The sequence below is a fragment of the Marinimicrobium sp. C6131 genome (assembly GCF_026153455.1).
Lineage (GTDB): Bacteria > Pseudomonadota > Gammaproteobacteria > Pseudomonadales > Cellvibrionaceae > Marinimicrobium.
On sequence record NZ_CP110629.1, the window covers coordinates 1,343,909 to 1,356,115 of the forward strand.

The following is a 12,207-nucleotide window of genomic DNA, read 5'->3' on the forward strand; positions in this document are numbered from 1 at the left end:
GCTACTCCCCACCCATGCAGAGGTATTTGATCTCCTCGTATTCCTCCATGCCGTGACGGGATCCTTCACGGCCCAGCCCCGAGGCTTTCATGCCACCGAAGGGCGCGGCGGCGTTGGACACCGCACCCTCGTTGATACCAATGATGCCGCTTTCCAGGGCATCTGCCACGCGCCAGACCCGATGAATGTTCTGGCTGTAAAAGTACGCCGCCAAGCCGTAGGGCGTGTCGTTGGCCAGGCGAATGGCATCCTCTTCCGAGTCGAACGCCATGACCGCCGCCAACGGACCAAAGGTTTCCTCGTGGCACACCTGCATGTCCGGCGTAATGTCAGTCAGCAGCAGAGGCTCCACATAGTTTCCCCTGTTTCCTTCCGGTGCCGGACCGAATACCCGCTTGGCGCCTTTGCTCATGGCATCCTGGTAATGCTGCTGAACCTTTTCGACGGCGGCGCGATTGATCAGCGCGGACTGGTTGACGCCCTCTTCAAACCCATCACCCACTTTCAGTGTTTTCATCGCCTCGGTCAGCTTCTCGACAAAGGCATCGTGGATACGTCTCTGAACCAGAAAGCGATTGGCGCAGACACAGGTCTGGCCGGTGTTGCGAAACTTGGACGCCATCGCGCCTTCAACCGCCTTATCCAGGTCGGCATCGTCAAATACGATAAAGGGCGCATTGCCGCCCAATTCGAGCGACACTTTCTGGATATGCTCGGCGCACTGGGACATGAGAATACTGCCCACCCGGGTGGACCCGGTAAAACTGAGTTTACGTACCACGGGGCTGCGGGTCAGCGCCTGCCCAATCGGCTGGGGCTTGCCCGTAATGACATTCAGAACGCCCGCTGGCACTCCGGCTTCCTCCGCCAGTTGAGCCAGTGCCAGTGCGGTGTAGGGAGTCGCTTCCGCCGGCTTGACGATCATTGAGCAACCGGCGGCCAGGGCGGCCCCTGCCTTGCGGGTAATCATCGCTGCGGGGAAATTCCAGGGCGTAATGCAGCAGGTGACACCCACCGGCTGGCGTGTTACCACAATATGTTGACCCGGCTTGGCGCCGGGAATGGTTTCGCCGTAAGCGCGGCGCGCCTCTTCGGCAAACCATTTGATAAACGACGCCGCATAATTCACCTCACCTTTGGCTTCCGCCAGGGGCTTACCCTGCTCCAGGGTCATCAAGGCACCGAGATCGTCGGTATGATCCAGCATCAACTGGTACCAGCGCATCAGAATGTCGTTGCGCTCATTGGCCGTTTTATGGCGCCACACCTGAAAACCCTTTTCCGCTTCAGCAATGGCGCGCGCGGTGTCCTGCTCGTTGCAGTTGGGAACATGACCGATGGTTTCGCCGGTTGCCGGATTGTCAACCGCCAGCGTCTCGCCACTGTCGGCCTGCACCCATCGACCCCCTATGTAACAGGCCTGTTGAAACAGCGCGGCATGGCTGAGTTTGATCGGGGCTGTTTGCTGGGTCTTGGCCATGGTCATCAAGCTCCTGTTGCTCTTAACATGTGTTCGTTCGTCACTCGTGCTCGCTCGTCACTTGCGTTGTCACTGTCAATTCGGCACCTGTCCCAACTCTAGCAGACATCAGCCGGCTGAAAGCAAGTGTTTTCCCGACTTTTTGTCAAGAAATGTTGGTAAGTTCGTTGAACTCTAACAGTTCGTAGACAAACGTTTTGACGCCTAAGCATTACTCGGGATCTCCATATTGAGTGATTTGTACAAGATCAAGCAGCTCGCGCAACGCCACAGAGAAAATGGCGTAGTCAGTACCGCTGCTGTTCTGCACATCATTCATCATGGAGCGCCAGCGATCAAACTGTGGGGCAAACTGTTCAGTCCACTGGTTCACGGTGCGTTCCACCGGGCACTCGTCGCTCACCCACCGGCACAATGCCAGAGTCAAGTTGCGTAATTGCGACTCCAGATCATCCAGATAGGTCTCTCGCGCCATGGCCTGCCAATAACTCTCTACCGCGGCTTCGGATATCTGACGGGCGAATTCGTGCAGTTGTAACTGCTCATTGATGCTCAAGTAGAGGCGTAGCACAGACAACAATGGCAGCTCGGTGTGTCGTGACGCCTCGGCAACACTCAATCCGGAATACAGGTGCCCCGGGGTGGCAACGCGGGGCAACAGTTCGTCGGGCACCCCGGCGTCTGTCAGGTAACTGACCTGAGCCTGCCAGTCGTCGAGAGCCGCACCGCTCAACTGATCCGGCAATGTCCGTATGACCTCTTCCACCAGCGGCAAGAACTGCCGAATTTCCGTATCAGGATCAAGATGACTGCGGCGGTTGCGCAAAAACCACCGGGACGCACGGCGCACCCGCCGCATCAGGGTTTTCATCAATTCCATCTGCACATCGGCATCCACCTGATAATCCAACGACTCCAGTGCGCGCCAGACATCATCCAGTTGATAGATATCCCGGGCGATAACGTACGCCTTCGCCATATCACCCGGGCCCACCCCTGTCGAGTCCAACAGTCTCTGGGCGAAACTGAGCCCCATGGTGTTGACCAGATCGTTGGCAACCTGGGTCGCTACCAGTTCACGGCGCAACCGATGACGGTTTATCCACTCCGGGTAGTCTCTCTGCAGCGGCTCGGGGAATGCCCGGAATGCAAAGCGGGCAATGTACTCATCGTCGGCCAGATCCGCCTCGGCCAGGTCGTTCTTGAGAATCACCTTGGCATAGGAAATCAGCACGGCCAACTCCGGACGAGTCAACCCTTGCCCCTGCGCCTGACGTTCAGCCAGGGTTTCCTCATCCGGAAGAAATTCCAACTGACGATTCAGTCGACCCTCGGACTGCCATATGCTCATTACCCGGCGATATTCCGCGTTACGACGCACGGCATCCGAACTGGCCAGACTGATGGCCTGCGTTTGACGATAGTTGTTCTTGAGAACCAGCGCCGCCACTTCTTCGGTCATCGCCTCCAGACGCTGGTTACGCTGTTTCTGCGTCAGGTCGCCATTGGCCAATACTTCGTTCAGCAGGATCTTGATGTTGACTTCGTGATCCGAGCAGTCCACGCCCGCTGCATTGTCGATGAAGTCGGTATTGCAGGCGCCACCATTGAGCGCGAACTCAATCCGGGCGCGCTGTGTCATCCCGAGGTTTCCGCCCTCACCGACCACCTTGCAGCACAGCTCATCGGCGTTGACTCGCACCGAGTCATTGGTTTTATCGCCCACATCCATGTGACTTTCGGTACTGGCCTTGACGTAAGTACCGATCCCACCGTTCCACAACAGATGCACTGGCGCTTTGAGCAACTGATGAATCAACTCGTTCGGTGTCAGTTCATCCTGATCGATCGCGAAACGCTGTTTCATTGCATCGGTCACACGGATGGCTTTGGCGTCCCGGGAAAAAACACCACCGCCGTCGCTGATCAGGGACTCATCATAATCGGCCCAGCTTGAGCCCGGCGTTCTGAACAACCGCTGTCGTTCCCGAAAACTTTTCGCTGCCTCGGGGTTCGGATCGATAAAAATATGCAGATGGTTGAACGCGGCCACCAACTGAATGTGTTCTGACAGCAGCATGCCGTTGCCGAACACATCGCCGCCCATATCGCCTATTCCCACGACGGTAAAGTCATCGCGCTGAGTATCCAGCCCCAACTCCTTGAAATGGCGCTGAACCGCCACCCAGGCGCCTCGGGCCGTGATCCCCATTGCTTTGTGGTCATACCCCTGGCTCCCGCCAGAGGCGAAGGCATCGCCCAGCCAGTGGCCGTACTCGTCGGAAATGTCGTTGGCAATGTCCGAAAAGGTTGCCGTGCCTTTGTCGGCCGCGACCACCAGATAGGGATCGTCCTCATCCAGCCGGACCACCTGTTTCGGCGACACCAGCTCACCGGCCACCCGGTTGTCGGTCAGGTCGAGCAGACCCCGAATAAACGTCTGATAGCAGACGATCGCCTCTTTCTGAAGAGCCTGTCGATCACCCCCGACAGGCGGACGTTTGCAGACAAACCCTCCCTTGGCACCGTTCGGAACGATGACCGCATTCTTGACCTGTTGCGCCTTGACCAACCCCAGCACCTCGGTACGGTAGTCCTGCAATCGATCCGACCACCGAATCCCCCCACGGGCCACTTTCCCTGCGCGCAGGTGCACGCCTTCTACGCGGGGGGAGTAGACAAAAATCTCATACAGCGGACGAGGCTCCGGGATATCGGAGATCTGGCGCGGCATCAGTTTGAACGCCAGATACGCCTTGCTCTGGCCATCCGCCCCGCGCTGAAAATAATTGGTTCGCACCGTGCCATCAAGAATGGCGAGGTACCGACGAATGATGCGATCTTCATTCAGGTTGGCCACCCGATTCAGGGAGGTCAGGATACGCGCGTGAATGGCTCCGCGCCGCTCGGCGCGATCACCCCGTGCGGAAGGATCAAACTGTGCTCTGAACAGAGCGACCAGATCCCGGGTTATACGGGCATGATTGACCAGTGCCGAGGCGATATAACCCTCAGTAAAGTTGAACAATGTCTGGTGCATGTAGGCCGCCAGTGCGCGCAGCACCGTCACTTCCCGCCAGCTGAGTCCGGCACTCAGAACGAGGCGGTTGAAGCCGTCACTTTCGGCGCGCTGATTCCAGACCGCGGCAAAAGCGTCCTGGAACTTATGCCTCACAGCCTGTATATCCAGAGAAGCCTGTGCGTCGTAGGTCAGGTGGAAATTGTGCAGGTAAACCTCATCACCCGAACTCGACACAATATCGTACGGGTGCTCCGCCACCACCCGAAGGCCCAGATGCTCCAGTACCGGAATCACGTCGGACAACTCCATCGGGCAGTGCCGACGGAACACTTTAAATCTTAGTCCCTGAGTGGAACTGTCGGCAGGTTGGTAAAAACTCAGTGCGAGGTCATCCTCGCCATCGAGACTGAGAATGTGGTCAAGGTCCTGAACCGCTACCCGGGCGTCAAAATGTTCCCGGTATGCGGACGGGAACGCATCTTGGTACTGCTCCATGAGTTTGACCGCCAACTCTTCTCCTTTTGCTTCGGTCAGCGCTTCGAGCAGTTGATCCTCCCAGGACCGGGTGATTTCGATGATCTGCCGCTCAAGTTGTTCGACGTCATAATCTGCGGCACTGTCTACAGAAGCTGGACGGTCGGATTCCAGGCGGAATACCAGGTGAACCCGGGCGAGAATCGATTCGGAAAAATAGGTGTTGAACTCTACCTCCTCAGATCCCAGGGCCTTGCCCAGCAAGGTCTGAATCTTGATCCGGATTCGGGTGGTAAAGAGGTCACGGGGGACATACACCAGACAGTTCACAAAGCGACCGAACGCGTCGGGACGGACGAACAGGCGGACCCGATAGCGTTCATTGATCCTGGCCACTCCTGTGGCAATTTCGTAGAGCTGGCTGGTACTGCTCTGAAACAGCTCGTCCCGGGGAAAGGTCTCGAGAATCTGACGCAGTGCCTTACCGTCGTGACTTGAGCGACTCAAACCCGAGCGCTCGAACACCTCATTGACTTTCTCCCGGATCAGCGGAATTTCGTATGGGCTCAAGGTATAGACCGCAGAGGTGTACAGACCCAACACCCGGCTTTCACCACAAAACTGACCCTGTGAGTCAAAACGCTTGATCACGATATAATCAGAGTACGCCTGACGATGGACGCGGGAGCGCTGTGGCGCCTTGGAAAACGCGATCAACTTGGGAGACAAATGAAACTGTAAAGTGCCCGGGTAATCGTCACTGACCGGCTTTCGATCGGCGGGGCTGTCGGCGTCCCGAAACAGCCCAAGACGTTTATCAGGCCGCTCCTCCAGCCAGGTCTCCTCCCCCTCGGTCCGAAGGTCATATTCGGTGTACGCCATGAAAGTGAAATGGTCTTGCAACAGCCAATCCAGAAATGCCCGGCTTTCCGAAACCTTCTGATCCAGCGGCGCCTGTGTCACCCGTCCGAGCTGCTCAGCGGACTTGGACGTGGCCTGTTTAAGCGCGCCGAAATCATCCACGACGAGACGTACCTGGTCCATGACCGTCATCAGCGATCGACTGATCTGTCGCAACAGACGGTCATCCGTGTGCAACCGGATTTCCATATACACCAGGGCCTCCGGGGCCCCCGCTTTGGACGGGCTCCGACCGTTGTCTCCCTCGCCAGGCCAGAGTCCGATCAGCCGCTGATGATCGTCTCTTGCAACGTGGAGCACGGTGCTCTTGATACTGTGAATTGCGATATTACGTCGATTCAGCTCAATCCGGATCGAGTCGACAAGAAAGGGCATATCCTGCTGCTGGACCAACAAGACACTGTGCGGACAGAGCCAGCCGTCCTCTTCCAGCGTCGGGTTGAACAAGCGCACCATCGGCTTGCCCGGCCGGAACTGGTTCATCAATCGCCACGCGCTGTGCACCGCACCGAACACGTCCTTGATCGGTCGGCCGACCCACTCTTCCAGCGGTAGCCGCGCAAAGAATGCCCGGCTGAAGGTGAGCCAGAATGTCCACTGGGTGTCCCGAATGGACTCCCTCGCCAGAGTGTCCAACTCCGCGAACAACCCCTCCTTGTCACCGGCGTTCACCAATCGTATATCCACACTGCCTCCTGTTTGTCGTTCCGCCGATATGATCGGTATGGCCCAGTTTTCAGTTTGGTCCGGGGGTGTACACTTGTCGAGTGCAACTGCTTGAAAATCAGGGAACTGACGCCATTAACACGAGTCTACGAGCGCATCGCAGCGGAATCACCGCCAATTGGTCAGCGTTTGATCAGATCGCCGATCAAATAAGACACAACTTCAGATCACAATAAGTGGGGACCCATGCAGGCACACGACGCATTACACACCCTGATTCACTGGCTCAATCAGCAGATCGTCGGTCAGGAGCACCTGGTTCAACGGATGCTGATCGCCCTGTTGGCTGACGGACACCTGCTGGTGGAGGGCGCCCCCGGGCTGGCCAAAACCAAGGCCATCAAAACCCTGTCCGATGCCATTGAAGGCAATTTTCAACGCATACAGTTCACTCCTGACCTGCTTCCCTCGGACGTAACCGGCACCGATATCTACCGCCCGGAGCAGGGCCGCTTTGAATTTCAACCCGGCCCCATCTTCCACAATCTGGTCCTGAGCGATGAAATCAACCGGGCCCCGGCCAAAGTCCAGTCGGCTTTGCTGGAAGCCATGGCCGAGCGACAGGTCAGCGTGGGCAGCACCACCTACCCACTGCCGGAGCTGTTCATGGTGATGGCCACCCAGAACCCCATTGAGCAGGAGGGCACCTATCCCCTGCCGGAAGCTCAACTGGATCGCTTCCTTATGCAGGTACTGGTGGACTACCCCGATATTGAATCCGAGCGGAAAATCCTGAAACTCGCCCGGGCCGAGGCCGCGCATCAGGAAACACCGCCGCCGGCGGAAATCAGCCAGGCCGCCCTGTTTGAGGGACGTCAGGCCGTGCTGGCCATTCATATGGCCGAGCCGGTTGAGGAGTATATCGTCCAACTGATCAATGCCAGCCGACGCCCGGGTGATTACGACCCGGAGCTGGTCAACTGGCTGGAATACGGGGCCAGCCCCCGGGCCACCATTGCCCTGGACCGTTGTGCCCGGGCTCATGCCTGGCTGGAAGGTCGGGACTATGTCAGCCCCGACGACGTGCGCGCCATCGCCCACGATGTGCTCCGCCACCGTCTCATTCTGAGCTTTGAAGCCGAAGCCACCGGCATCTCCCGTGAACAGGTCATCGACCGCCTGCTTGATGTGGTACCGGTGGCCTGATGGTTAACGCTGGCGCCCACCCCTCTCCCACTGCGCTGGCTCCCCGGGGCGCTTACTGCGACTTGGGGGACCTGCTGCGTTTACGGTTTGCCGCCCGGGACCTGCAACTGTTTGCCCGTCGGCCGGCGCGCAGCCTGCTCACGGGTGGGGTGCGCACCCGACTGCGGGGCCGGGGCATCGATTTTGAGGAAGTCCGGCTCTACCAGCCCGGCGACGATGTACGCACCATCGACTGGCGGGTCACAGCCCGTACCCAAGTACCCCACACCAAGATCTTTCGAGAGGAGCGGGAGCGCCCGGTCTTTGTCGTCGCCGACCAGCGCTCGCCGATGTTTTTTGGCAGTCGCACCTGTTTCAAATCCGTACTGGCCACCCATATTGCCGGCACGCTTGCCTGGGCCGCCCTGAACCAGAGCGACCGGATCGGCGGCCTGGTCTTTGGCGACCACAGTCAACGGGATGTCCGCGCCCGGCGCAGTAAACACGCCGCACTTGAGCTGCTTCATCAACTGCACGATTACAATCACGAGCTGGCCTCTCCGGTTGCGGAGGCCGGGGTCACCTCTCTGGAGACGCTGTTGGCCGACGTCCGCCGGGTGGCAAAGCCGGGCAGTGCCGTATTTGTGGTCAGTGATTTCCATGACTTCGATACCCGCTGTGAGCAGCAACTGTTTGAATTGGCGCGCCATACCGATGTGACCTTGATACACGTCTTCGACCCGCTCGAGCAGACACTGGACAGCAATCACTTTCTGACGGTGAGCAACGGTCAGGAGCGTCTGCAATTGCCCGCACAGGACCCGGCATTCCGGCGGGCCTACCGGCAGGATTTCGACGCCCGGTTGCAGACCCTGATCGAGAGCAGCCGACGTCTGGCTCTGCCGCTGCTGTCCTACGCCACCGATGACGATATTCACACACTGCTGCGCGAGCGTTTCGGCGCCCGCCGTCACCGCGCCCGAGGCTAACTGACTTCGCCCATGAATCCGCAAGACCCACTGGCACAACTGAACGACATTCATCTGCCGGAGCCCGTCGGCTGGTGGCCCCTGGCCTGGGGCTGGTGGCTGTTGATTGCCCTGCTGTTGATGGTGATCGGAGTACTCCTGTGGAGGGCCCACGTCCGGCGACGCCGACAACGCTACCGTCGCGAGGCGCTGGCCTTACTCGAGCATGCCTACCGGGACTACCAACGGAGTTCGCCGGGCCCGTCGACCCGTCGACAGTATCTGCAACAGGTCAGTCAACTGCTTCGCCGGACCGCCCTGAGTGCCCTGCCCGATGCACGGGAGGCGGACCTGGCCGCATTGAGTGGACAGCAATGGCTGCGTTTCCTGGACCTGAGCGCCTCGTTGGCACCCGCGTTCACCGAAGGCCCCGGTCACATCCTGGCCGACGGCCCCTACCAGCCCGACCCTCAAGTCGACGTCGACGCCCTGCATCGACTGGCACAGCAATGGATTCGCGCTCATCGACTCTCCGAGCGGCGCCTGTCGGATCTGTTGGTGGAGGTGCATCATGCTTGAACTGCAATGGCCCTGGCTCCTGTTGCTGCTGCCACTGCCGCTGCTGATGCGTCTGGTTCCGGAGGAGCCCAGCGGCGAAGCGGCCCTGCGGGTGCCCTTTTTTGGTCGACTGAAACAACTGCGCGAAGAGGACTCCCGCCGAACCGAACGGCGCTGGCTGATGGCCCTGTGCCTCTGGCTGATCTGGAGCGCCAGCCTGCTTGCCGCCAGCCACCCCCAGTGGGTGGGCGAGCCGGTCAGCCTGCCCAGCAGCGGGCGGGACCTGCTGATGGCCGTGGACATTTCCGGCAGTATGGAAATCGAAGATATGCAGTACCAGGGTCAGGCCATCAATCGCCTCCAGGCCGTCAAGGGTGTGGTGGGTGAGTTTGTGCAGGAGCGCCAGAGTGACCGGCTGGGCCTGATCCTGTTCGGGACCCGGGCCTACCTTCAGGCACCCCTGACCTATGACCGGCAGACCGTATACACACTGCTGCAAGAGGCACAAATCGGCTTTGCCGGCGAGAAAACCGCCATCGGCGATGCCATCGGGCTGGCGGTAAAACGCCTGCGGGACCGTCCCGAGGCCAGCCGTGTGCTGATCCTTCTGACCGATGGTGCCAACAACGCCGGGGAACTATCGCCCCAGCGTGCCGCCTATCTGGCCGAGCAGCACAACGTCAAAATTTACACCATCGGTTTCGGTGCGGAGGAAATGATTACCCAGACCATTTTTGGCCAGCGCCGGGTGAATCCCTCCCGGGATCTGGATGAAGACACCATGAGAGAAATAGCCGCCCAGACCGGCGGACGTTACTTCCGGGCCCGCAGTCTTGAAGAGCTGTACCAGGTACACCAGACCCTGAATGAGCTGGAGCCCATCGAGTTCGATGAGGAAACCTTCCGGCCGACCCGCAGCCTGTTTCACTGGCCGTTGGCGTTCGCCTTCGCGCTCAGCGGTCTGCTGGCCGCCGGTCGCGGGTTGAGCCCGCTCATGGCGGCGCGCGCCACCGGGGAGGCTCGCTGATGGATACCATTCACACAGCGCTTGAGAACTTTCACTGGCTGCGCCCGCTCTGGCTACTGGCCCTGATTCCGGCCGCCGCTCTGATTCTGGTGCTCTGGCGCCGGGGACAGCAGGCCCGCCAGTGGCGCCAACTGATCGCTCCGGGGCTACTGGAGCACCTGCTGGACCCGGCCACTCAAGAGAAACGCCGGCACTACCTCTGGGGTCTGTCCGCGGCCTGGCTGTTGGCCTGCATCGCCCTCGCCGGCCCGAGTTGGGAAAAGCGGCCCATGCCAGTGCATAAAACCGAGAATGCTCTGATCATAGTGCTCGATTTGTCACCCTCCATGCTGGCGGAAGACCTGGCGCCGTCACGACTGGTACGCGCCCGGCTGAAAATTGCCGATGTCCTGCGCGAGCGTCAGGAAGGCTTTACCGGCCTGATCGCCTACGCCGGAGATGCCCATGTGGTCTCTCCACTGACCGATGACACCGCCACCATCCGCAGCCTGCTCAACGCCCTGCATCCCAACGTCATGCCCGTGCCGGGCAGTCGCCCGGAAGCGGCCTTCGAACAGGCCAAAGCCCTGTTCAGCGACGCGGGTATCAGCGAAGGACAAATACTGTTGCTGACGGATGGCGTCGTGGATAAAGCCGTCAACCCCATCCTTGATCAGCTTGGGAATACCGGTTTTCGTCTTTCCATTCTCGGTATTGGCACCTCAGAGGGCGCTCCCATCCCCAATGACCGGGGCGGCTTCGAACGGGACCGTCAGGGCAATATTGTCGTGGCCAGGCTCGAGCAGGACCGACTGGAACGCCTGGCTGGCCGCACCGGCGGTCGCTACGAGCGCATCGACGCCAGTGCCGACGATGTGCAGTGGCTGCTCGAACAACCCCGCTGGATGGAGGGCAAAGAGCGCCAGCTGGATCGCCAGTTCGACACCTGGTATGACCGGGGCCACTGGTTGGTGCTGCTGTTGTTACCCATTGTGCTGTACAGTTTCCGGCGCGGTCTGCTGGTGCTGGTCATCGCCTTGCCCCTGGCCGGCCTGCTCCCCCAACCGGTCCAGGCGGCAGACTGGCGGGCCCCGTTCCTGACACCGGATCAACGGGGCGCCCGGGCTCTGGAAGACAGTGATCCGGCCGGGGCCGCCGAGCATTTCCAGAATCCGGAATGGCGCGGTAGCGCACTGTATCGGGCGGAAGATTACGCGGCGGCGGCGGAAGCCTTTGCTCAGAGCGACAGCGCCCGCGCTCACTACAACCGGGGCAATGCCCTGGCCAAAGCCGGTGACCTGGACGGTGCGATTGACGCCTACGACCAGGCGCTGGAAAAAGATCCGACCCTTGAGGACGCCCGCGCCAACAAGGCGCTGGTGGAACAGCTCAAACAGCAACAGGAACAACAGGAGCAGCAACAAAACAGCGACGACTCACAAGACGGCGACAATGACGCCGAAGAGTCCGGGCAGAACAAACAGGATTCACAAAGCGAGCAGGACGGAGAGTCGCAATCACCCTCTGAGAACGAGTCGTCCGAAGACAACGAACAGAACGCCAGCGAAGAGAATCCATCGGATTCCGACCGCAGTGATTCACAAGACGACGACAAACCACAGCGAACCGATACAGAAAGCCCATCGCCGGAGGACCAGGACAACGGATCCGAACAGGAGCAAACCCCACCCGGGCAGCAGGATCAGGACGGTCAGGAAAGCGAGCAGGAGACGACGGCCGCCACTCTCCAGGAGGGCGATATCAGCGATGAAGAGCGCCAGTCCATGGAGCAGTGGCTCCGTCAGGTGCCCGATGACCCCGGCGGTCTGCTGCGCCGCAAGTTCGAGTACCAGAGCCAACAGCGGCGCTTACAACAGATGCGCGGCGAAACCGAAGGACAGGGAACCGAGGAGCGTTGGTAAACATG

7 protein-coding genes are annotated in these 12,207 nt (G+C 59.8%); 5 read left to right on the forward strand and 2 right to left on the reverse strand.

Features of this window, described 5'->3' with window-relative positions; translation table 11 throughout:
- Window position 1: 1 nt before the first annotated feature.
- Both OOT55_RS05685 and OOT55_RS05690 read right to left on the reverse strand, forming a co-directional pair.
- Complete coding sequence (locus OOT55_RS05685; RefSeq protein ID WP_265368162.1) at window positions 2-1,480, reverse strand: NAD-dependent succinate-semialdehyde dehydrogenase; 1,479 nt, start codon at window positions 1,478-1,480, stop codon at window positions 2-4.
- A gap of 211 nt (window positions 1,481-1,691) precedes the next feature.
- Window positions 1,692-6,584 carry an NAD-glutamate dehydrogenase gene (locus OOT55_RS05690; protein ID WP_265368163.1) on the reverse strand — a complete coding sequence of 1,631 codons (4,893 nt, stop codon included), beginning with the start codon at window positions 6,582-6,584 and terminating at the stop codon, window positions 1,692-1,694.
- 225 nt (window positions 6,585-6,809) lie between these two features.
- Between OOT55_RS05690 and OOT55_RS05695 the strand changes: the two genes are divergently transcribed.
- The 5 genes from OOT55_RS05695 to OOT55_RS05715 are packed head-to-tail and all read left to right on the forward strand — an operon-like array spanning window position 6,810 to window position 12,202.
- On the forward strand, window positions 6,810-7,769 hold the full coding sequence (locus tag OOT55_RS05695; protein ID WP_265368164.1) for an AAA family ATPase: 960 nt from the start codon (window positions 6,810-6,812) through the stop codon (window positions 7,767-7,769).
- Window positions 7,769-8,737, forward strand: coding sequence for a DUF58 domain-containing protein (locus OOT55_RS05700; RefSeq protein ID WP_265368165.1), 969 nt, complete (start codon window positions 7,769-7,771; stop codon window positions 8,735-8,737). Before OOT55_RS05695 ends, OOT55_RS05700 begins: the two co-directional genes overlap by 1 nt.
- 12 nt (window positions 8,738-8,749) lie before the next feature.
- A complete protein-coding gene (locus OOT55_RS05705) occupies window positions 8,750-9,295 on the forward strand; it encodes a DUF4381 domain-containing protein (RefSeq protein WP_265368166.1) in 546 nt (181 codons plus the stop codon).
- A complete protein-coding gene (locus OOT55_RS05710; RefSeq protein ID WP_265368167.1) occupies window positions 9,288-10,301 on the forward strand; it encodes a vWA domain-containing protein in 1,014 nt (337 codons plus the stop codon). The genes OOT55_RS05705 and OOT55_RS05710 overlap by 8 nt, the downstream gene beginning before the upstream one ends.
- Window positions 10,301-12,202, forward strand: a complete 1,902-nt coding sequence (locus tag OOT55_RS05715) for a VWA domain-containing protein (RefSeq protein ID WP_265368168.1) — start codon at window positions 10,301-10,303, stop codon at window positions 12,200-12,202. The genes OOT55_RS05710 and OOT55_RS05715 overlap by 1 nt, the downstream gene beginning before the upstream one ends.
- The last annotated feature ends 5 nt before the right edge of the window (window positions 12,203-12,207 follow it).

Bases quoted from the DNA above. Each gene is read 5' to 3' on its own strand.
- OOT55_RS05685 (WP_265368162.1), bottom strand. From the start codon at position 1,480: ATGGCCAAGACCCAGCAAACAGCCCCGATCAAACTCAGCCATGCCGCG.
- OOT55_RS05695 (WP_265368164.1), top strand. From the start codon at position 6,810: ATGCAGGCACACGACGCATTACACACCCTGATTCACTGGCTCAATCAG.
- OOT55_RS05700 (WP_265368165.1), top strand. From the start codon at position 7,769: ATGGTTAACGCTGGCGCCCACCCCTCTCCCACTGCGCTGGCTCCCCGG.
- OOT55_RS05705 (WP_265368166.1), top strand. From the start codon at position 8,750: ATGAATCCGCAAGACCCACTGGCACAACTGAACGACATTCATCTGCCG.
- OOT55_RS05710 (WP_265368167.1), top strand. From the start codon at position 9,288: ATGCTTGAACTGCAATGGCCCTGGCTCCTGTTGCTGCTGCCACTGCCG.
- OOT55_RS05715 (WP_265368168.1), top strand. From the start codon at position 10,301: ATGGATACCATTCACACAGCGCTTGAGAACTTTCACTGGCTGCGCCCG.